The organism is Tenacibaculum sp. SG-28 (genome assembly GCF_002954385.1).
GTDB lineage: Bacteria > Bacteroidota > Bacteroidia > Flavobacteriales > Flavobacteriaceae > Polaribacter.
Genome location: NZ_MQVY01000001.1, coordinates 141,154 through 163,784 on the forward strand (window position 1 = coordinate 141,154; position 22,631 = coordinate 163,784).

The 22,631-nt window shown below is 35.4% G+C and carries 18 protein-coding genes and 3 pseudogenes; 10 read left to right on the forward strand and 11 right to left on the reverse strand.

Going from position 1 to position 22,631, the window contains the following annotated elements:
• Positions 1 to 216: 216 nt before the first annotated feature.
• The 3 genes from BSU00_RS00640 to BSU00_RS00650 all read right to left on the reverse strand — a co-directional run bounded on the left by BSU00_RS00640 (position 217) and on the right by BSU00_RS00650 (position 1,729).
• Entirely contained in the window at positions 217 to 759 is a 543-nt protein-coding gene (locus BSU00_RS00640; protein WP_105002680.1) for a hypothetical protein, read from the reverse strand.
• Positions 760 to 827: 68 nt separating this feature from the next.
• A complete protein-coding gene (locus BSU00_RS00645; protein WP_105002681.1) occupies positions 828 to 1,136 on the reverse strand; it encodes a hypothetical protein in 309 nt (102 codons plus the stop codon).
• A 32-nt stretch (positions 1,137 to 1,168) separates the two neighbouring features.
• Entirely contained in the window at positions 1,169 to 1,729 is a 561-nt protein-coding gene (locus BSU00_RS00650) for a DNA-3-methyladenine glycosylase I (protein WP_105002682.1), read from the reverse strand.
• A gap of 51 nt (positions 1,730 to 1,780) precedes the next feature.
• Here BSU00_RS00650 and BSU00_RS00655 point away from each other — a divergent pair, with 51 nt between their 5' ends.
• Both BSU00_RS00655 and sppA read left to right on the forward strand, forming a co-directional pair.
• Entirely contained in the window at positions 1,781 to 2,188 is a 408-nt protein-coding gene (locus BSU00_RS00655) for a DUF6146 family protein (RefSeq protein ID WP_105002683.1), read from the forward strand.
• A gap of 49 nt (positions 2,189 to 2,237) precedes the next feature.
• Positions 2,238 to 3,986: a signal peptide peptidase SppA gene (gene sppA / locus BSU00_RS00660; protein ID WP_105002684.1), complete on the forward strand. Its 1,749-nt coding sequence runs from the start codon at positions 2,238 to 2,240 to the stop codon at positions 3,984 to 3,986.
• Between the two features lie 57 nt (positions 3,987 to 4,043).
• Here sppA and groL read toward each other — a convergent pair.
• The 7 genes and pseudogenes from groL to miaB form a co-directional block, all read right to left on the reverse strand.
• A pseudogene (groL, locus tag BSU00_RS00665) lies at positions 4,044 to 5,680 on the reverse strand (chaperonin GroEL).
• Between the two features lie 37 nt (positions 5,681 to 5,717).
• Complete coding sequence (locus tag BSU00_RS00670; protein ID WP_105002685.1) at positions 5,718 to 5,993, reverse strand: co-chaperone GroES; 276 nt, start codon at positions 5,991 to 5,993, stop codon at positions 5,718 to 5,720.
• 150 nt (positions 5,994 to 6,143) lie between these two features.
• Positions 6,144 to 6,485, reverse strand: coding sequence for a preprotein translocase subunit SecG (gene secG / locus BSU00_RS00675; protein WP_105002686.1), 342 nt, complete (start codon positions 6,483 to 6,485; stop codon positions 6,144 to 6,146).
• Positions 6,485 to 7,222: a hypothetical protein gene (locus BSU00_RS00680; protein WP_233188528.1), complete on the reverse strand. Its 738-nt coding sequence runs from the start codon at positions 7,220 to 7,222 to the stop codon at positions 6,485 to 6,487. The genes secG and BSU00_RS00680 overlap by 1 nt, the downstream gene beginning before the upstream one ends.
• Positions 7,223 to 7,229: 7 nt before the next feature.
• Positions 7,230 to 7,739 carry an LptE family protein gene (locus tag BSU00_RS00685; RefSeq protein WP_105002687.1) on the reverse strand — a complete coding sequence of 170 codons (510 nt, stop codon included), beginning with the start codon at positions 7,737 to 7,739 and terminating at the stop codon, positions 7,230 to 7,232.
• A gap of 41 nt (positions 7,740 to 7,780) precedes the next feature.
• Positions 7,781 to 9,004 carry a sigma-54-dependent Fis family transcriptional regulator gene (locus BSU00_RS00690; protein ID WP_105002688.1) on the reverse strand — a complete coding sequence of 408 codons (1,224 nt, stop codon included), beginning with the start codon at positions 9,002 to 9,004 and terminating at the stop codon, positions 7,781 to 7,783.
• 60 nt (positions 9,005 to 9,064) lie between these two features.
• Positions 9,065 to 10,518 (reverse strand): annotated as a pseudogene (miaB, locus tag BSU00_RS00695) (tRNA (N6-isopentenyl adenosine(37)-C2)-methylthiotransferase MiaB).
• A gap of 208 nt (positions 10,519 to 10,726) precedes the next feature.
• Here miaB and topA point away from each other — a divergent pair.
• From topA to BSU00_RS00730, 7 genes are all read left to right on the forward strand, one after another.
• On the forward strand, positions 10,727 to 13,201 hold the full coding sequence (gene topA, locus BSU00_RS00700; RefSeq protein WP_105002689.1) for a type I DNA topoisomerase: 2,475 nt from the start codon (positions 10,727 to 10,729) through the stop codon (positions 13,199 to 13,201).
• 61 nt (positions 13,202 to 13,262) lie between these two features.
• On the forward strand, positions 13,263 to 14,417 hold the full coding sequence (locus BSU00_RS00705; RefSeq protein WP_105002690.1) for a formimidoylglutamase: 1,155 nt from the start codon (positions 13,263 to 13,265) through the stop codon (positions 14,415 to 14,417).
• Between the two features lie 101 nt (positions 14,418 to 14,518).
• Positions 14,519 to 15,892, forward strand: a complete 1,374-nt coding sequence (gldK, locus tag BSU00_RS00710; protein WP_105002691.1) for a gliding motility lipoprotein GldK — start codon at positions 14,519 to 14,521, stop codon at positions 15,890 to 15,892.
• Between the two features lie 57 nt (positions 15,893 to 15,949).
• A complete protein-coding gene (gldL, locus tag BSU00_RS00715) occupies positions 15,950 to 16,597 on the forward strand; it encodes a gliding motility protein GldL (protein WP_105002692.1) in 648 nt (215 codons plus the stop codon).
• 41 nt (positions 16,598 to 16,638) lie between these two features.
• Positions 16,639 to 18,183, forward strand: coding sequence for a gliding motility protein GldM (gene gldM, locus BSU00_RS00720; RefSeq protein WP_105002693.1), 1,545 nt, complete (start codon positions 16,639 to 16,641; stop codon positions 18,181 to 18,183).
• A gap of 19 nt (positions 18,184 to 18,202) precedes the next feature.
• Positions 18,203 to 19,066 (forward strand): gliding motility protein GldN, encoded by an 864-nt coding sequence (gene gldN / locus BSU00_RS00725; RefSeq protein ID WP_105002694.1) that lies wholly within the window; start codon positions 18,203 to 18,205, stop codon positions 19,064 to 19,066.
• 87 nt (positions 19,067 to 19,153) lie between these two features.
• Positions 19,154 to 20,197 (forward strand): FAD-binding oxidoreductase, encoded by a 1,044-nt coding sequence (locus BSU00_RS00730; protein WP_105002695.1) that lies wholly within the window; start codon positions 19,154 to 19,156, stop codon positions 20,195 to 20,197.
• On the opposite strand, the gene BSU00_RS00735 is transcribed toward BSU00_RS00730, so the two are convergent.
• Positions 20,184 to 20,588 carry a DUF983 domain-containing protein gene (locus BSU00_RS00735; RefSeq protein ID WP_105002696.1) on the reverse strand — a complete coding sequence of 135 codons (405 nt, stop codon included), beginning with the start codon at positions 20,586 to 20,588 and terminating at the stop codon, positions 20,184 to 20,186. The genes BSU00_RS00730 and BSU00_RS00735 overlap by 14 nt on opposite strands.
• Positions 20,589 to 20,708: 120 nt before the next feature.
• Between BSU00_RS00735 and BSU00_RS00740 the strand changes: the two are divergent.
• Positions 20,709 to 22,626 (forward strand): annotated as a pseudogene (locus BSU00_RS00740) (ABC-F family ATP-binding cassette domain-containing protein).
• Positions 22,627 to 22,631 lie beyond the last annotated feature (5 nt).

The window sequence follows — 22,631 nt, forward strand, 5'->3', positions numbered from 1 at the left end:
TGTTTAACTTTGCTAAAAATACAATATTATGTTTACCACAGGTAGGATTATTTTTGCAAGTTTATTTGTTGTCGTTTTTGTAACCACAATGGTTATAAGTTACAAAAAAGACGCGAAGAGGAATAAAAAGTATTACCAGAATGGAGCTTTGTATGTTGCCGTGGCAATTGTTGTAACCATTTCTTTACTATTTTTATCTAAATACTTAATTAAGGGTTAAACAAGTTCCTCTACATCATTGAGTTTTTCATGATCTAGAATGGTAAATCCTTCACTATCAAAATATATAGAAGGTTTGTATTTAGCGTGAAGTTTCAATTCAGAAAAGTCATAAGAGGTGGCTTGATAAACTGTTTGCCCAAAAGATTCTTCGTGATACTTTAATAAAATATACAGTTTAGCATCTAAACTTTTTATTTCTACTGCATTGTATTTTTGTAGTGGACTTTCTGAATCAATTTCATGCACCACAGTCCAGATTGTCGGTAAATACATTATTTTATTCCGCTCTAATTTTAAGGTGTAGAAGTTCCTCTTATACATCCCTGATTTTTCTTTTTCGTTAATAGATAGTGTAACGGTTATCTCGGGTTCTATCATTAATGTTTTTCTTCTGTTAATCAAGCGAAACATTATGGCATTTCCTTGGTTAAAGTGTCTTAAAATAAAGTTTTCGCTAAAGCGAATTGCAGCTTTAGGCCTTGAAAATCTTCCATACAAAAGACCGGTGATAAAAGAGAAAGAGAGCAAGCCAATCATCGCCTCAAAAGCAGCTATAATATTGGCGACTATACCCTGAGGTGCTATCCCTCCGTAACCTACGGTGGTTAATGTTTGTGCGCTGAAAAAAAACCATTTAAGAAATCGTCTATGAGGTTTCCTTTCGACGGAGTAATTTCCTCAATACCAATTGCTACATATAGCCCCCCAAAAAATATATTGAGCGTCAAATAGCCAAGCAATACAAATAGAAAAAATTTCCACCAAGGCAAGGCAATAAAAAAAGTGTATAAGTCTTCAATTTTGAATTTTTTATTGACGTGAATTACATTGGAAGTTCCATCTTTGTTAACAATTCCTCGAATGTTTTTCTGTGAATTATAGCCAAATCCAGGATCTTTAACTTTTTGTGCCATACGATTTATAAATAATTTTAAAGGTACAAAAATTAACTGCTACGATACTTAAAACATTCTTTGGTATGATCATTAACCATACCTATAGCTTGTAAGTAGGCGTATATTATAGTGGTTCCAACAAATTGAAAACCGTGATTTTGCAGTTCCTTAGAAATTGTATCTGAAAGTTTATTTGCAGTAGGAACTTTGTCGCTGTTTTCAAACGTATTGTAAATTGGCTTGTGGTTGCTAAATTTCCACAGAAAATCCGAAAAAGAACCATATCTATCTCGAATTTTAATAAAGTTTTGTGCATTAGATATGGCTGCTTTAATTTTTAGTTTGTTTCTTACAATTCCTTTGTCACTAACCAATGCAGTATACTTTTTAGCTTTGTATGCTGCTATTTTATGGTAATCAAAATTATCAAAGGCCCTTCTAAAATTTTCTCGTTTCTTTAGAATAGTTATCCAACTCAGTCCTGCCTGAAAAGACTCTAATAACAGCATTTCAAATAATTTCCTGTCTTCATATACTGGAATGCCCCATTCTTCATCATGATATTTTATATACAGCGGATTTGAAGTAACCCAAGCGCATCTTTTTTTCATATCTTGTATAAATTACTATAATTTTGTACTTTAAAGGTAAATATTTTTAGCATGAATTTTTCAAAATATATGGTTCCGATTATAATTTTTAGTTGTATTGTGTATGCTTGTAGTACTTCCAATCGCTATAATTCCTCTTCCGGAAAAGATGAACCGGTTGTGATAGCTAACGATAGCTTAGAGTACGAGATAATTATTATGGATGTAGGGTTTAATACTTATTTAGTGTCAAATGCCAGGCCTGTGGGTTATTACTCGCAGTCATACCTAGAATCGAGAAATAGATTATATACTACGGAGTGGAATATTAGAGTACTTAATCCCAGTCGATACAATCCTAACATTTATAACAATTCTATTGATTATAACCCAAATGTGGATTATGGATATGATGTAAACTATAAACTATTTAATTATTTTAAATTTGTCGAGCAGAAATATAGAATCAAAATTAGATAAAGCTGTCGTTAAAACTTATATTTGCTTTTGAGAATTCAATTATTATATCATGAAGTTTTTACGTAATTTATTAGCCTCTATACTTGGTTTTTTTATTTCTTTGTTTCTATTTTTTATGTTTTTTGCTCTTGTAGGTTCTCTCATGAGTTCTTCAGAAGACATAGAAGTTAAATCAAACTCAATTATCGAATTAGATCTTTCTGCAAGTGTTAAAGATTTTGCTCCAAAAGACGATAATCCTTTATCAGAGATTTTAGATTATACGGATGAAAAAGTTGGATTGAATGCTATAATCAATGCTATAGAAAATGCACAAGTTGATCCTAATATCCTAGGAATAAGTATTAAAACTTCGCAAGTCAACGCAGGGGTAGCGCAAACACAGGCAATACGCGATAAACTTTCTGATTTTAAGGAAAGCGGCAAGTTTATTTTTGCGTACAATGATTTTTACGATCAGAAAAACTATTATTTAAGTTCTGTAGCGGATAGTTTGTTTGTTAATCCTGTTGGTTCTATTGATTTTAAAGGACTATCTACCGAGATTTTATACTACAAAGATTTTGAAGACAAGTACGGCGTAAAGATGGAAGTGATTAGACATGGAAAATACAAAAGTGCTGTAGAGCCCTATTTAACCAATACAATGAGTGAAAGTAACAGAGAGCAAACCACTTCTTTTTTACAATCTATTTGGTCTGAAATGCTAAGTGATATTAGTGTAAACAGAAACATATCGGAAGACAAACTAAATAATATTGCCGATAATCTTCAAGGTAGAAATGCAACTTCTTCTAAAAATAATAGTTTAGTAGATGGTATTATTTATCAAGACGAATACGTACAAAAATTGAAAAATGCCTCTAGTGAAAAAATACACATGATTTCACTTCAAGATTATATTGCATCAGGTAAGGGACGCAGGAATGTTTCTGTGAGTAAAGATAAAATTGCAGTTATTTATGCCCAAGGAGAAATTATGTATGGTGAAGGTAACGAGGATGTTATCGGCCAGGGTATTATTAATAAAGCAATTAAAAAAGCAAAGAAAGACGCTTCTGTGAAAGCCGTTGTTTTGCGCGTAAACTCACCAGGTGGAAGTGCTTTAGCCTCTGAATTAATTTGGCGAGAGTTAGAATTATTGAAAAAAGAAAAGCCATTAGTTGTGTCTATGGGTAATGTAGCAGCCTCGGGAGGATATTATATCTCTTGTAATGCAGACAAAGTTTTTGCAGAACCAACAACCATAACTGGTTCTATTGGCGTTTTTGGAATGTTACCTAATATGGAAAAATTAGCTAGTAGAATTGGTATAAATGCAGAACAAGTTTCTACAAATAATAACCCAGAGTACAGTTTGTTTGAGCCTATGGATCCAAGATTCTATGAGGTAACTAAGGAAGGAGTAGAAGACATATACGATACTTTTCTTACACGTGTGTCGAATGGGAGAAAGCTAACTAAAGAAGCTGTCGATGCAGTAGCTCAAGGTAGAGTTTGGACCGGAAAAGAGGCTGTTAATATTGGTTTGGTAGATGCACTAGGAAATCTAGACGATGCAATTATAGCAGCAGCTAATCTTGCCGATGTTTCTGCATATAGAATTAGAAATTATCCAAATTATACTCATGATTTTAAAGATTCGTTTTCTTTTAATCCTTTTTTAAAAGCATCTAAAGAAAAACTGCTCAAAGAAACTCTTGGTGCAGAAACCTATAGGTTGTATACTACTATCAATGAATTCCAAAAATGGAAAGGAATACAAGTTCGAATGCCATATCTTTTTGAAATAAAGTAAAAATAAAAAAGGGTTCACAGAACAAGTGAACCCTTTTAGAATTTATTTTGTAAAATATTACATCATTCCTGGCATTCCACCACCCATTGGAGGCATTGCTCCTCCGGCAGGTGCGTCTTCTTTGATGTCTACTAAAGCACATTCTGTGGTTAAAATCATACCTGCAACAGAAGCAGCATTTTCTAATGCTACACGAGTTACTTTTTTAGGGTCGATAATACCAGCTTTTAGCATGTCTACATAAGCTTCAGATTTTGCATCGTAACCAAAGTCGTTTTTACCTTCTAGTACTTTGTTAATTACTACAGATCCTTCGCCACCTGCATTTTCAACGATAGTTCTTAACGGTGCTTCAATAGCTCTGTTCACAATTTGAACACCGGTTATTTCGTCTAGGTTATCGGTAGTTAAAGATTCTAAAGCCTGTTTTGCTCTAACTAAGGCAACTCCTCCACCTGCAACAATACCTTCTTCAACCGCTGCTCTTGTAGCGTGTAATGCATCGTCAACTCTGTCTTTCTTTTCTTTCATCTCTACCTCAGATGCAGCTCCCACATATAGTACTGCTACTCCTCCGGCCAACTTAGCAAGACGTTCTTGAAGTTTCTCACGATCGTAATCGGAGGTGGTAGTCTCTACTTGCGCTTTGATTTGATTAACACGAGCCTTGATTTGTGTTTCATCTCCGAATCCGTTTACGATGGTAGTGTTGTCTTTATCTATGGTTACTGTCTCTGCAGTTCCCAACAAATCTAAAGTAGCGTTTTCTAACGAAAAACCTCGTTCTTCTGAAATAACGGTTCCTCCAGTTAGAATTGCAATATCTTCTAGCATTGCTTTTCTTCTGTCTCCAAATCCAGGTGCTTTAACAGCAGCTATTTTTAATCCACCACGAAGTTTGTTTACTACTAGAGTTGCAAGGGCTTGTCCGTCTACATCCTCTGCGATAATTAATAATGGTTTCCCTGATTGCGCTACTGGCTCGAGAATAGGAAGTATTTCTTGTAGGTTAGATATTTTTTTATCGAACAATAAAATGTAAGGGTTTTCTAGGTCTGCAATCATTTTATCTGCATCCGTAACAAAATAAGGAGATAGATATCCTCTGTCAAATTGCATTCCTTCTACAACATCCACATAAGTATCTGTTCCTTTTGCTTCCTCTACGGTTATCACTCCTTCTTTACCTACTTTTCGAAAGCTTCCGAAATTAAATTTCCAATAAAAGCATCGTTATTAGCTGAAATAGAAGCTACTTGTTGTATTTTTTCTGAAGAATTACCAACTTCTTTTGCTTGTTTCGTAAGATCGCCATTTATAGCTTTTACCGCTTTGTCTATACCTCGCTTTAAGTCCATTGGATTTGCTCCAGCAGCTACATTTTTTAAGCCTTCTTTAACGATAGCTTGTGCCAATACAGTTGCTGTTGTTGTTCCATCACCGGCTAAATCGTTGGTTTTTGAAGCAACTTCTTTCACCATTTGTGCTCCCATATTTTCTAGAGCATCTTCTAATTCTACTTCTTTCGCTACAGAAACACCATCTTTTGTTACGTGAGGGGCTCCGAATGATTTTGAAACAATTACATTTCTACCTTTAGGACCTAAAGTTACTTTTACAGCGTTTGCCAATGCATCTACTCCGCGCTTTAAGCCTTCGCGAGCCTCTACATCAAATTTTATATCTTTTGCCATTTTTTCTAATTTGTTTATTTTAAATGTGTCAATTTTTTTAGATTATCGCGAAAATATCGCTCTCTCTCATAATTAGGTAGTCGTTGCCTTCTAGCTTAAGTTCTGTTCCAGCGTACTTTCCGTAAAGAACAGTGTCTCCAACTTTTACTGTTAAAGGTTCGTCTTTAGTTCCGTTTCCTACCGCAACAACAGTACCTTTTTGAGGTTTTTCTTTTGCGTTATCAGGAATAATAATTCCAGAAGCGGTCTTTGTTTCAGCTGCAGCTGGTTCTACAAGAACGCGATCTGCTAAAGGTTGTATATTTAATCCCATAATATATTTTTAAAAGTTTTTTCTTGGTAACTAATTCAGAAATTATGCCATACTCTTTAGGCTGACATTTTTACTATTCTTTTGCATAAAAATAAAAAAAATGCCAACGTGTCATCTACGTTGGCATTTTAATAATTGGTATATAGAAAACTACTGCACACTATCTTTTGTACCACTTTCTACTGGAGTACTAGTAGGTGTTGTAGTTTCAATTTCATTTAAGGTATTGTCTAAAGTTGGAGCTCCGGATGCACTATCTCTTGGAATAGCAAAATTAGCTATTAAGATTAAAGCAAACATCGTTATTGCTAGAGTCCATGTTGTTTTATCTAAAAAGGTATTGGTGTTTTGAACTCCTCCGATATTTTGAGCGCCACCACCTCCAAATGAAGAAGATAATCCACCTCCTTTTGGATTTTGAACCATTACAATTAATATCAATGCTATAGCAACTATTAAAATTAAAATCAAAAGTAAGTTATATGTAGTCATTATTTATTGTTTTGTAAAATTTTAATTCTTTTAATTTGGTCTGCAAAGAAACCACTTTTTTCTGGATATTTCAAACTTAATATTTTATAGGATTTAATCGCACTTTCATATTTCTTTTGTTCCAAATATACCTTAGCTAAGGTTTCTGTCATTAGCTGGTGTTCATTTCCTTGGTTTTCCTCTATTTTATAATGAATAGTCGTTCCTTTTGTAGGTCTCGATATTTTCGGATTGTTTTCAATAAATCTATCAATAATAGCTGCATTACTTGTGTTTATTGTTTTCGGAGTAGTTTCTTCTTTCTCTTTTGGCTTACGTTGAATTTCTTTTGCATGGGTCAATTGCAACCACTGCTGAAATGAAAAGTTTTCGTTTTTTGAAAAAGCTAAAGGAGTTCCTATCTTTAATTCTTTGGTAATGCGCTCTTGTTTAGATATTGTTTTTGGTGCAGATACTAACGATTTTATTGTGAGTTTTTCTTTTGTGACACTAGCTTTTTTTAAGTCTTTGGAGGTTATGTAATCGAAAAGCACCTCTCTGTCGGTAGTGTAAGCCGCAGTCTCTTTGAGAACTTTGTTATATTTATAACTGCTTATACTTTTTAAAATTTTTAGATGTAACGCTTTTGCTAGATGGAAATAAGGATATTTCGTAATTAAATTTTGTAGAGTTTCTAACTCTTCATGCGAAAAGGTCTCCTTCTTGAGTATAGTTTGTATGTTCGTTTTAGTTATCAAGAGTTCGTTACCATTTAGCTACAGATGCGTTAAAAATATCTTGTGTTATTCTTTCTAAAATTTCATTTAATGCGCTATCTAACACGCCTCCTGAAAGCTGTTGTGCAGCCCCATAGTCGTAGTAGAAAGAAAATTGCTTTTCAAAATTATCTTTTTCTTCTAAACTATTCGTATACCGTACGTTAACTACGATGGTTAATCGGTTTTGTGCCGCTTTTTGATCGGCCGTAGCACTCATTGGGGTAATTCTGTAGTCTATGATTTCGCCATTAAAATGCAACTCTCCATTAGATTTAACTAGTGTTAAATTTGTCTGTCTCGTGAAAAGATCTTGTAAGTCTTGTGTAAATCTTTGGCTAAGCGAGGGTTCTATGATAGGGGCCTGGTTCGGAAAAAAGTCTACTTGAATAGTTTTTGCAGCTCCAGTATTACCTCCGGTAAAAGAATAGGCGCCACAACCCAATATGAGGAGAAAAGTTACACCGATGATACCAAAATGTATAATTGATTTTTTCATTTTTTATTTTTTGGATTGTACAAACATTGCTTGGGAATGTGTTACAAGTTGTATTGTTTTATTTTTCGGTAAAGAGTTCTCTCCGAGATTCCTAATTCTTTAGCAGCCAATTTTCTTTTACCGTTATTTTTCTCTAACGATTTTTTTATCATTTCCACTTCTTTCTCTTGTAGCGATAAATTTTCATCTTCTTCAATGGTTTCAATAAAATCATAGGTATTGCTATCCGCTGGCTCTGTGTATTGTACCACCTCTACCTTAGCACTATCACTTTGCTGTTCTTGGTAAATTTTTTCAATTAGCCTGTGGTTTTCTTCTTGTACTTGAGGAGAATTACCGTCTTTTAACAAGTCTAATGTAAGTTTTTTTAAATCGTTAATGTCATTACGCATATCAAATAAAATTTTATACATAATGTCTCGTTCGTTAGAAAAATCATTTTTAGCACTAGTACCATTAATGATAGCCGGTAAATTGCCTTGTGTGTTTGGTAAATACTGCAGTAATTTTTCACTTGAGATTACTCTATTTTCCTCAACTACCGAAATTTGTTCTGCAATATTTCGAAGCTGTCTAATGTTTCCTGGGAAATTGTAGCTCAGTAATACTTTAATAGCACTATCCTCCAATCGTATGGTAGGCATGCGATATTTTTGGGCAAAATCAGATGCAAACTTTCGAAATAGCAAATGAATGTCTTCTCCTCTTTGTCGCAAAGGCGGTAATGGGATTTCAATAGTACTCAAGCGATAGTACAGGTCTTCTCTAAACTTCTCTTTCGATATCGCTTCGTGCATATTTACATTAGTAGCTGCTACAATTCGAACATTGGTTTTCTGCACTTGGGAAGACCCCACTTTAATAAATTCCCCATTTTCTAAAACACGTAGCAATCGTACCTGTGTGGTGAGCGGTAGTTCCCCTACTTCGTCTAAGAAAATAGTTCCACCATCTGCAACTTCAAAATAACCTTTTCTTGTTGCTGTTGCTCCGGTAAAGGCTCCCTTTTCATGACCAAACAATTCACTGTCTATAGTTCCCTCCGGAATGGCTCCGCAGTTTACAGCGATATATTTTGCGTGTTTTCGATGCGATAATTGATGAATAATCTTTGGAATACTCTCTTTACCAACACCACTTTCCCCGACTACTAATACAGAGATATCCGTAGGAGCAACTCTAATTGCTTTTTCTATGGCTCTGTTTAACTGTAAATCGTTACCAATAATTCCAAAACGCTGTTTAACAGTTTGTAAATTTTCCATTTTTCCTTTTTAAACGAGATTTTCGGGGAATACTCGATTACACTATTTAAGTATTTTATATTAATTATTGTCGGAATACCCTACAGCTTTACCTATTAAGGTAGTCGCAGTACAGTTTTCAATTTTTACCTCCACAAAATCTCCCATTTTATAATTTTCTTTTGGGAATACCACCACGGTATTTTGGGTGTTTCTGCCTTTCCATTGGTCTTGTGATTTTTTGGAAGTACCTTCAATAAGAACCTCTTGGATTTGTCCTACTTGTTCTTTTGCTCTGTACAAGCTATGTCTTTGTTGCAAGTCTATGATTTCTTGCAGTCGTCTCTTCTTAATGTCTAATGGGATATCATCCTCCATCTTTTTCGCAGCCAACGTACCAGGTCTTTCCGAATAAGCAAACATAAAACCAAAGCTATATTTAACTTTTTCCATAAGGTCAAGGGTGTCTTTGTGGTCTTCTTCAGTTTCTCCACAAAAGCCAGCTATCATGTCTTGACTAAGGTGCATTTCAGGAATTAGTGTATAAATATTTTTAACTAATTCTAAATATTCTTCTCGCGTATGCAATCGATTCATTGCTTTTAACATTGCATTACTTCCACTTTGGATGGGTAAATGAATGTATTTACAAATATTTCTGTGTTTTGCCATCACGTGAATGACATCTAGAGTCATGTCTTGAGGGTTGGAAGTAGAAAAACGAAAACGCATCTTGGGGAATCTAGTAGCACACATGTCTAATAGTTGTGCAAAATCTACAGCGGTAGCCTTTGCCATTTCCGAAGCCTTTTTAAAATCCTTTTTCAGCCCACCACCATACCATAAATAGGAATCTACATTCTGACCTAGAAGCGTAATCTCTTTAAAGTTTTTCTCGTGCATTGCATTTATTTCTTCCAAAATACTTTGCGGATCTCTACTTCGCTCTCTTCCTCGTGTGAACGGAACTACACAAAAAGTACACATGTTATCACATCCTCTTGTTATCGATACAAAAGCAGATACTCCATTAGAATTTAATCGAACCGGTGACACATCCGCGTAGGTTTCTTCCTTCGATAGAAGCACGTTAACGGCATCTCTTCCCGCTTCTACTTCTTCTACTAAATTTGGTAAATCTCTGTAAGCATCGGGGCCAACTACAAGATCGACAATTTTTTCTTCTTCTAAAAACTTTGCTTTTAGTCTTTCCGCCATACAACCTAAAACACCAACTTTCATCTTTGGGTTTCGTTTTTTAGCATGGTTGTATTTTTGCAGTCTATTGCGAACAGTTTGTTCCGCTTTCTCTCTAATAGAACAGGTGTTTACTAATACTAAGTCAGCTTCTTCTATGTTGCCAGTGGTATTAAAGCCCTCTTCGGAAGAATCGAAGCGACGATCTCACTGTCGTTCATGTTCATTTGGCAACCGTAACTTTCTATAAAAAGTTTTTTGCTATTGCCATCCTTTTGTTTTGTTAGTAAAGGTTTACCTTGTTTCTTCTCCTCAATTATTTTCTCAACGTGTTCCATAAGTTCCTTTAAATCTTGCTAAAAATAGACCGCAAAGATACAACCAAATTATAGAAATATGACATTATGACATAAATTAATAGAGTTTTAACCTTGTCTTTTTAGGATTTTTTTTTAAACTAAATATTAAATAAAAAAAAGTGGCTACTTTTGTAGACTGAAAAAAGCTTCTTTTCTATATATATGAAGCAAAGAACAAGAATAAAGTATGGCAAAGAATTTAGTAATAGTAGAGTCACCTGCAAAAGCAAAAACAATTGAAAAGTTTTTAGGTAAAGATTTTCAAGTGGAGTCTAGCTATGGGCACATAGCAGATTTGCCTTCGAAAGAACTTGGGGTGAATGTTGATGGTGATTTTAAGCCAAAATATATCGTTTCTTCTGATAAAAAAGCAATTGTTAAAAAATTAAAAGATTTAGCGAAAAAAGCAGATACAGTGTGGTTAGCCTCCGATGAAGATCGAGAGGGAGAGGCAATTGCATGGCATCTGGCAGAGCAATTAAAGTTAAAAGACGAAAATACCAAAAGAATTGTTTTTCACGAAATAACCAAAAAAGCAATTTTAAGAGCTGTTGAAAATCCAAGGGATATCAATTACAACCTGGTAAATGCCCAGCAGGCCAGAAGAATATTGGATCGATTGGTAGGATATGAACTGTCTCCGGTTTTATGGAGAAAGGTTAAAGGTGGCTTGTCTGCTGGAAGAGTGCAGTCTGTGGCTGTTCGACTAATCGTAGAACGAGAAAGAGAAATTGAAGCGTTTACACCGGTAGCCTCTTATCGAATTGATGCTTTGTTTATTAACGATGCAGGTAAAAAATTTAAAGCTAAAATTGCCAAGAATTTTTCTTCTAAAGAAGAAGCAGAAACATTTTTAAATTCTTGTATTGAAGGAACTTTTACTATTGCAGACCTGCAAAAGAAGCCTGCAAAAAAGACACCAGCAGCTCCTTTTACAACTTCCACGTTACAGCAAGAAGCGTCTAGAAAACTTGGTTTTCCGGTAGCAAAAACTATGATGATGGCGCAAAGGTTATACGAAGCAGGTTTGATTACGTACATGAGAACCGACAGTGTAAACCTTTCCGAGGATGCTAAAAATGCAGCAAAAGAAGAAATTTCCAATTATTATGGCGCTGAGTACAGTAAACCTCGAAATTATTCCACCAAGTCCAAAGGAGCACAAGAAGCACATGAGGCTATCCGTCCAACGGATATGAGTAAACATGACGTTGCCGTAGATTATGACCAAGACAGATTGTACAGTCTTATTTGGAAAAGAACATTGGCTTCGCAAATGAGCGATGCCCAATTGGAAAGAACTGTGGTGAAAATTGAAAACGACGCGAATGATAAGGTTTTTGTTGCCAATGGTGAGGTGATTACTTTTGAAGGTTTTCTAAAAGTTTATTTAGAAGGAACAGATAATGAAGAAGAAGAACAAGCTGGTATGTTGCCTAAAATGAACGTGGGTGAAACTTTGGAGTACGATGCTATAACTGCATCGGAAAGATATACCAGACCATTAGCGAGGTTTACCGAAGCATCTTTAGTAAAGCGCCTAGAAGAGTTAGGGATTGGAAGACCCTCTACCTATGCACCTACAATTTCTACTATTCAGCGAAGACAATATGTTGAAAAAGGCACTGTGGAGGGAAAAGATAGAAATTACGTAAAGTTAAGTCTTGAAGCCGGTAAAGTGCACGAGACGTTGTTAACTGAAAAAGTTGGTTCCGACAAAGGAAAACTTGTACCAACAGATATTGGAAATGTAGTTAACGATTTTTTAGTGAAAAATTTTGATGCCATTCTAGATTTTGGATTTACGGCTAAAGTAGAAAACGAGTTTGATGAAATTGCCTCTGGAAAAGAAGACTGGACGGCAATGATTAAAGATTTTTACAAAGATTTTCACGTTACTGTAGAAGATGTAGCTGCAAACGCAGAAAGAGCTAGCGGGCAACGTTTATTAGGAATAGATCCAGAAAGTGGTAAAAATGTCTACGTTCGTTTAGGACGCTACGGAGCTATGGTACAAATAGGTGAGGCCACGGATGAAGAAAAACCAAAATTTGCAAGTTTACAAGGAGATCAAACCATGGGCTCTATTACCTATGAGGAAGCGATGGATTTATTCAAATTACCAAAGTCCATTGGTACCTATGAAGATAACGAAGTTGTAGTGGCAAATGGTCGTTTTGGACCTTACATTAAATTTGATGGAAAGTATGTTTCTTTAGATAAGGGAGAAAATCCAATGGCTGTAGATATGGATAGAGCTATTGCACTTATTGAAGCAAAAAGAAAAGCAGATGCCCCTATTGGATATTACGAAGAAATGCCAATTCAAAAGGGAGTTGGTAGGTTTGGACCTTTTATTAAATGGAATTCTATTTTTATCAATGTTAACAAGAAATACGATTTCGATAATTTAACCCAAGAAGATCTAGAGACTTTAATTGAAGAGAAAAAGCAAAAAGAACGCGATAAACTAATTCACAATTTTGAAGATGTAGGAATTCGTGTAGAAAAAGCGCGTTGGGGTCGTTTCAATGTCATCAAGGGAAAAATTAAAGTAGAACTCCCAAAAACAACCGATATAGAAAAACTTACCCAAGAGGAGGCGGAAAAAATGATTGCAGCAAAAACACCAAAGAAAAAGGTTCGAAAAAAAAAGAAATAAAGAATTGTAACTAAAACATAGTTTTTTATATATTGCATGTTCCAAATAATCCCCTAATAAAATGAATATCGATTTCTTTTCCCCAGTAAGCGATTCGATAGTTGCGTGTATTGATGCGCAGCCATCTTCTTCATTAGGGCATGCTATCAAAATTTATTTTACCGACAGTCCCTTTCCTGATTTATCAGAAGTGCAATTAGCCATTTTAGGTGTTGAGGACGCACGCGGCGGTTCTGGTGACTCTGTCAGGGAAGGATTAGTTGATGTTCGTAAGGAACTGTATCAATTGTTTGGTGGAAATTGGAAAGCTGGTATAGCAGATTTAGGAAATATTAAAGCAGGACATACTATTGAAGATACGTATTTTGCAGTTTCTAGTGTGCTTACTTCTTTACTCAAACAAAATATTGTACCAGTAATTTTAGGGGGGAGTCAAGATATTACCTATGCCGTGTACAGAGCCTATGATGCTATGGAGCAAACCGTAAATATCGCTGCAGTAGATAGTCGTTTTGATATTGGACCCGAAGAAATGCCTCTTTCTCGATCTTTTCTGAGTAAAATCATTTTAGAAAAACCGAATAATTTATTTAACTACAGTAATATAGGTTATCAAACTTATTTGAACAGCCAAGAAGAAATTACATTGTTAGACAGCTTGTATTTTGATGCTTTCCGTTTGGGAGAGGTACAAGATATTACCCAAGTAGAGCCAATTTTACGAGATGCAGATATAGTAAGTTTAGATCTCAGTTCTATACGACAAACTGATGCTCCAGGTAATCGGAATGCTTCACCAAATGGTTTTTTTGGAAATGATGCATGTGCAATAGCAAGGTATGCTGGTATTAGTGATAAAGTTTCTTCTTTTGGTGTTTTTGAGTACTGCAGTTTTCTCGACAGTAACAAGCAAACAGCTAAACTAATAGCACAGATGCTTTGGTACTTTGTGGAAGGTTTTAATCAAAGAGCTAAAGACTATCCGTATGCAACAAAAGAAAGTTATGAAAAATACACCGTGCTGCTTGAAGATGATGATCCTTTAAATTTTTATAAAAGTGATAAGAGTGGTCGCTGGTGGATGGAAATAAATGTAATATCGAATAATAAACATAAAAGACATGCGTTAATACCATGTAGCTATCACGATTATGAGCAAGCTTTACAAAGAAAGATGCCGAATAGATGGTTCAAGGCTATGCAAAAGCTTGTGTAGAAGAATGTTGTATAAATGACATCTATTTTTTGTGACGCGAAATTGTTTTTTAATAAAAAAAATAATAGGTTTACACCTCTTTTTATAAGAAAGATTATAGTATGAAGAAAATAGCAATATTTGCATTATTAGTATCTATCCTTTATGGTTGTGGTTCCAATGGAGATAGAGGAGAATTGGTAGGAGCTCCATCAAAGCGTAAATGGTTTGCTGAAAAACCGTATGGCATGGCCAAAATACCAGGAGGTTCTTTTACCATGGGTAAGCAAGATGAAGATCCTTTAGGTGTAATGAATGCTCCCACTAAAACTGTTACTGTACAACCTTTTTACATGGATGAAACCGAGGTTACCAATAGCGAATATAAGCAGTTTGTAAACTGGGTTAGAGATTCCATTACAAGAACTAAATTGGCCAACCAAGCAGAGTTTGCTGCTTATGGAGAAGAGTCTGAAGCAGGCGCAAATGCTACAGGAATTCAATTGTACGCTTTTGCTACAAAAGATACGGTAAACGAGAGTCCTTACGATAAATACATGCGTGAAAATTATTACGAGTTAGGCGAGGGTATCGATTCCTTAAAACCTTTAAACTGGGAGGAAGAATTAATATGGGACCAGCAAGAATATCCAGATATGGATTATGTAGAGGTGATGGACTCTTTATTCATTAAAAAAGAAGAAGCGCTAAACGGTATACGAACTTTTAATACAAAGTTGTTACAATACAGATATTACTATTTCGATAACGAGAAGGCGGCACGCTCTGGTAAAGACAGAAAAGAGTTTCTTATCAATCAAGTAATTCCTATTTATCCAGATACTACTGTTTGGATAAAAGATTTTAACTACTCGTATAACGACCCAATGCATCAAGAGTATTTTGCACACAAGGCCTATGAAAATTATCCGGTAGTTGGTGTGAATTGGAACCAAGCAAAAGCATTTTGTCATTGGAGAACGCAGAATAAAAATAGATACCAAAGGTCTAAAAAGAAGTTAGGTTTAGTTCCTGCCTTTAGACTTCCAACGGAAGCAGAGTGGGAATATGCCGCACGTGGTGGATTGAATTATGCAAAGTATCCTTGGGGTGGTCCTAATACCACAAGTGATAGAGGTTGTTTCTTGGCCAATTTTAAACCAGTTCGTGGTGATTATGCTGCCGATGGTGCATTGTATACGGTTGAGGCAAATTCGTATAACGCCAACGAATACGGTTTGTACAATATGGCAGGTAATGTCGCAGAATGGACGAATACTGCCTATAACCAAATGTCATATTACATGGGCTCAACGATGAATCCAAACGTAGAAAACCGAGAAAACAGAAGAAAAATTATACGCGGCGGATCTTGGAAAGACGTAGCTTATTTTCTAGAGGTAAGTTCTAGAGATTGGGAGTACGCAGATACCGCAAGAAGTTATATTGGCTTTCGAACGGTTCAAGATTATCTAGGAACGAATAAAAGCCAATAAAGAATTAATTAAATTAATCAATAACATAAATTAAATTCCCTTAAAAAATTAAAAATTATGGCACAGTCAAAATCAACAAAGAAATTATTTAACATGGCCTATGGTCTTGGTGCAGCTATTGTAATCGTTGGAGCTTTATTTAAAATTCAGCACTATAGTATTGGATTCCTTACCGGAGGAGTTATGCTTACCATTGGAATGGCAGTAGAAGCACTTGTATTTGCAATGTCTGCATTCGAACCGGTAGAAGAAGATTTAGATTGGACAAAAGTGTATCCTGAATTAGGTGGTGGTTCTGCTCTAACAAGTAATAAAGATGCTTCTCCAGAAGAAGCGCAAAGCATGTTATCTCAAAAGTTAGACAACATCCTTAAAGAAGCGAGATTAGATGCTAATTTAATTGGTAGTTTAGGCGATAGTATTAAAAATTTCCAAGGTGCTGCAGAAGGATTAACCTCAACTGCAGAAACAGTATCTTCTACGAACCAATACAACGAACAAATGTCTATGGCGGCAGCGAAATTAGAATCTTTGAATTCTGTTTATACTACACAGGTTGAAAATGCTACCAAACAAGCAGATCTTAATTCTTCTTTAGTAGAAAACTCACAAAGATTGCAAGAACAAATGGACTCATTGGCATCAAACCTATCTTCTTTAAATGGAGTATACGGTGGAATGTTAACTGCTATGTCTAATAAATAATTAACTGTTATAGTTACTTTTAATACAAAAAAATAGAGAACATGGCAGGAGGAAAATTATCACCAAGGCAGAAGATGATTAACCTGATGTATCTAGTATTCTTAGCAATGCTAGCGATGCAAATGGATAAAAAAGTATTGTCTTCGTTTGGTTTCATGAAAGAAAAAATAGAAGATGCGAATCTAGTAGCATCCTCTAACAACAGCAACGCACTGAACAGTCTTAAAACAAAAGCTGGGGAACAACCAGAAAAGTTTGGAGAGCTCAATAAGAAAGCCCAAGAGGTAAACGCTGCTTCTAACCAACTTTTTGATTATTTAGAAAGTTTAAAGGCGAAGATGTCAGCGGATATCAAAGAGGAAGATAAAGCCAACTACGAGTCACAAAAAAGTCCAGATGTAGTAGATGAATTACTATTCAACGGAGATAAATTAACTCCAGAAGGTACTAAGTTTGTTGCAGAAATCAATACTTATAATAGCACCTTAAAGTCTATATTAGGCGATAAGGCCTCTGCGGAATTAATCACCAATATCGATAAGCGTTTTAATACCAATCCGGATATCGCAGAAGACGGTGGTCAAAAAATTGAATGGATACGCAGTAGGTACGAAGGTATGCCTTTAATTACTTCCATAGCTAACGTAAGTCAAATTCAAGGCGATGTAAAAACAACGGAAGCAGAAATTTATTCAAAGTTAGTTGGAGGTCAACTAGAATCGGAAGTTTCGATGAGCAACTACAATGGTATTGTTGCTTTAGATAAAAATGCTTTCTACCCTGGTGAAAAAGTTACCGGTTCGGTAGTTTTAGGTCGTTATGATGCTACTTTAAAACCTACACGTGTAGAGTTCAATGGTAATAAAGACTACAAAAACTTTAAAGATGGTAGTGTTGTGGTAGATATGCCTGCAGGTGCAGTAGGGGATAAGAAAATAAAAGGAACGATTTACTTCACCGAAAACGGCGAAGAAATACCAGTACCTTTTGAAAGTACGTATTCGGTAATACCAAAGCCAAACGAAGCGGTTATCTCTGCCGATAAGATGAATGTGGTATACCGCGGGTTAGACAATCCAATTACGATTTCAATGCCTGGTGTTCCAGGGAATAAAGTAACGGCGAAAGCCGCAGGTTTAAAAAGAATCAAAGGCGACAGTTACGTAATGCGTCCTGGTTCTGGAAACCAAGTAAATATTAAAGTTACCGGTATGCTAGATGGAAAACCAGTTACCTCAAGCAAGCCGTTTCGTATTAAAGATATTCCACCAGCTGTGGGAATGGTAAGAAATCAATATGGTACTGTAAAAATGCCAAAATCTAGTGTTGCAAAAATTGTAGTAGCTGCTGGTTTACCAGATTTCTTATTTGATTTAAAACTAAATGTATCTAGCTTTAAAATTAAAGTTCCAGGTCAGGTTGCAATACCTGTTACAGGTACTCGATTAAATGCTAGGGCAAAGAAAGCATTGCAAAGAGCTAGACGTAATGATGTAATCACCATTTTTGATATTAAAGCCGCAGTTTCAGGTTCTAATTACAAATTGAAAAAGGTATTACCCGTAAGTATCGAAGTTACAAACTAACAAGTAAAATAGGAATAGTATGAATTGGAAGCGTTTTTATTTGGTTGCCGTATCTCTTGTAATTACAAGCTATACAAGTGCGCAATCGAACCTTTTAAATGCTAAAAAGGTAAGTGAAGTTGGGTATAAGTCGGAGGCACAAATTGCTTCTGAAGATGATAAGCCCTTGCCTTATGGTAGAATTAGCAGCAGAGACGTATTGTGGTCTAAAGTGGTATGGGAATATATAGATCTTAACCAAAAGATAAACCTACCGTATTATTATCCTATTGATACTATTAGTGCAGGAAACAAACGAAGATCGTTGTACGATACGCTACTCAAGGGTATTCGTAACGGACAGATAACCGAAGTGTATGATGATTCTTATTTTACCACTAAAATAGGTATTGACGAGATCAAAAGCGCCACCGAAAACGAAAGAGATGATGGATATGGAAATGTAGATACCTATACCATTAACTCTAGCTTGATTAAGGGCTATATGGTAAAAGGTATTTGGTATTTTGACAAACGTCAAGGAGAGCTAAAGTATCGTATGTTTGGTATTGCGCCAATGGGACCGGATGTTCAGGTTTTAGGGGTAGACGAAATTGACGATAAAGATAATGTATATCCATTGTTTTGGGTTTTCTTCCCGGATGCCCGTGAAGTGTTACACGATTCTAAAGTTTTCAATCCTTTAAATTCGACGAATCCTATCTCTTACGATAATCTCTTAAATGCAAGAAGATTTAATGCGACCATACAAAGAGAAGAAAACTTGTATGGAGATCGAAAAATTGAAGATTATATTCGTGGTAATTCCTTGTTTCAATTGTTAGAAGCGAATAGAATTAAAGAAAGTATCCGCAACCGTGAAATGGACATGTGGAACTATTAATTCTCCTACTTTATAATAAAGAAGCGTTTGCACCTGCAAACGCTTTTTTTATGCATTACTATTTCCTTTCTTAGTACCTTTGTTGCGATGAAACAGATTGATTATATAATTGTTGGTTTGGGTTTGGCTGGTTTAGCATTTGCAGAGCAGTTACAAGCGCACAATAAAAGCTTTGTGGTTTTTGAAGACGACTCTCAAACCTCTTCTTTAGTTGCAGGTGGGGTGTATAATCCTGTCATATTGAAACGATTCACTCCAGCTTGGAACGGACACCAACAGTTGCAGTTAGCGATGCCTTTTTATGCTGCTTTAGAAGATAAATTAGCAGTCACTTTTGATACAAAGTTTTCTACAAGGAAAATTTTTACCTCTGTAAAAGATCAAAATAATTGGTTTGCTGCACTCGATAAGCCCTTTCTAGGAAATTATATGTTACCTAATATATCTACTTCCAGTATAGATGGGGTAATTGGTGAATTAGGTTTTGGAGAATTGCAAGGTACCGGACGTATTGATACCCTTTCTTTATTGGATTCCTATAAGTCTTATTTGCGAAAAGAAGGACTTTTAATTGAAAACGGTTTTGATTATGATGCTCTTAGTATTTCAGATGTAGGTCTTCACTATTTGTCATATAGTGCTAATTACATTGTTTTTAGTGAAGGTTATGGATTGAAAAGAAATCCCTTTTTTAACAATTTGCCCTTAACGGGAACCAAAGGAGAAATTATCAATATTCACGCTCCTGATTTGGCTATTGACTTTTTACTTAAGTCTTCCGTATTTGTTATGCCTTTGGGCAACCATTACTACAAGGTTGGGGCTACTTTTAATTGGACGGATAAGACCTCTACACCCACAGTAGAAGGTTTAGAAGAACTAACTAGTAAGTTAGATAAAGTGATTGCAGTACCGTATACTATCGTTAATCACTATGGTGGAATTCGTCCAACGGTAAAAGATCGTAGACCTTTGGTTGGCCTACACCCTAAATATCCAAACATGGCTGTTTTGAATGGTCTTGGTACTCGTGGTGTTATGATTGCTCCGACGGTAGCACAGCAATTATTTCAGCATATCGAAAATAAAGTAGCGCTCGATCCTGAAATTGATATTGCTAGATTTCTTTAGATTTTTTAAATTTACTTATAGCTTCCTTGTCATAACCCACGAATAGATTAATCCAAATAATTCGTGACAATCGCAAACTTACCGGTGTAAGTAATAAGGATACTATTACAATAGAAATAAAACTATGTAAAATAGATAGGTGTAAAAACACTTTACAGATGATAAATATACCTACAAACAATGCTACTGCAATTGCATAATTAACGTACATGGCCCCAAAGAAAAAAGATGGTTCCATCATGTATTTTAAATCGCATTTAGGACAGTGTTCATGGAGTTCGGTAACCTTTTTCGGATTCCATGAAATCTTATACTTAAAAAAAGCACCTTCTTGGCATCTCGGACATTTATTGTTTATAATACTGTATATTTTACTTCCCTTTCCTAACATATCTTTGTGGTATAGTCTGTAATTACTATTTCGTTTTTGTAATTTTGTGCAAAGTTCTAAGGGTAACCAATTAATTTCCTTAAAACCGTAATTACAAATTTAAGTAATTCTATACTAACTATGTTAAACGTACACAATTTAACGGTTTCCTTTATGGGAACTGATTTATTTTCGGGCATCACTTTTAAATTAAATAAAGGAGACCGAATAGGATTGATCGGTAAAAATGGAGCAGGAAAATCTACTTTATTAAAAGTGCTCTCTAAAGATATAGAAAGTAGTGGAGGTACGATGGCTTTTGACAAAGACATACGTATGGGATTTTTGCGACAAGATATTGATTTTGTACACGGAAGAACTATTCTAGAGGAGGCATACCAGGCCTTTACAGAAATTAAGGAAATTGAAGCGACACTTGATGCTATCAATACCCAACTGGCCGAAAGAACCGATTACGAATCAGAATCCTACAACCAACTCATTATTGATTTAAATGAAAAGACAGAGCGATACGAGTTATTGGGTGGTTATAACTACCAAGGAGAGACTGAAAAAATTCTACAGGGGCTAGGGTTCCAACGCGATGACTTTGACAAATTAACAGATACTTTTTCAGGTGGATGGCGAATGCGAATTGAATTAGCAAAATTATTGTTACAAAACAACGATATTTTGTTGCTAGATGAGCCAACAAATCACCTAGATATTGAATCTATTATATGGCTTGAGAATTTTTAAAAATTATTCAGGTGCAATTGTGTTGGTATCGCACGATAAGATGTTTTTAGACAATGTAACCAATCGAACTATTGAGATTTCTCTCGGACAGATTTACGATTATAAAAAGCCGTATTCTCAATTTTTAGAATTGCGAGCAGATATAAAGGAAAAGCAACTACAAGCGCAAAAAAATCAAGAGAAAGAGATTGAACAAACGCAAAAGTTAATTGAAAAGTTTAGGGCTAAAGCGAGTAAAGCATCTATGGCGCAATCGCTTATTAAAAAATTAGATAAGGTAGAGCGTATTGCCGTAGATCAAGATGACAATGCGGTGATGAATGTCCGTTTTGAAATTTCAAAAGAACCGGGTAAAATTATAGTAGAGGCTGAAGATTTAGCCAAAAGCTATGGTGACAAACAAGTATTACAAAATGTAGATTTACTAATAGAACGGAATAGTAAAATTGCTTTTGTTGGTCAGAATGGTCAAGGGAAATCTACCTTAGCTAAAATGATGGTTGGTGAAATTCCGTATGAAGGAAGTTTAAAGCTAGGGCATAACGTAGAAGTAGGATATTTTGCTCAAAATCAATCCGAATACCTTCCACCCGAAAAGACGGTTTTGGAGATTATGGAAGAGGCAGCAAACGAAACTAATAGAGTTAAAGTTCGTGATATGTTAGGGGCATTTTTATTCGGCGGTGAAGCGGTTGATAAAAAGGCCAAAGTATTATCGGGAGGAGAAAGAAATCGACTGGCGTTGTGCAAATTATTGCTTTCTCCTTTTAATGTTCTCATTATGGACGAGCCAACAAATCATTTGGATATTGCCTCTAAAAATGTTTTAAAAAAAGCACTTCAAAACTTTAATGGAACCTTGATTTTAGTCTCTCATGACCGAGAGTTTTTACAAGGTCTAACTTCCACTGTTTACGGTTTTAAAGATCGCGAAATTAAAGAGTACCTGGGGGATATAGATTATTTTTTAGAACAGCATCAATTAGAAAATTTAAGAGAGGCAGAAAAAAGAACAGTAGTTAAAGCTGGTAAAAAAGAAGCTCCTAAGGATGTTGTGAAGCTGACTAGAGAGCAGGAGAAAAAGCTCAAAAAACTAAAAAATAAATTAGGTAAAATTGAGAGTCAAATAGCTGCTCTAGAGGAGGAGATAGAGCAAATAGATATAGCACTTGCAGAGAATTACGAGGTTACTAGTTCCGAAGTAGATTTTTTTAAAAACTATAAGGCTAAAAAGGCTAAAGTAGATACACTAATGGAAGAATGGGAGGTAACGGAAGAACAGATTTCAAGCTTTAATTAATACTA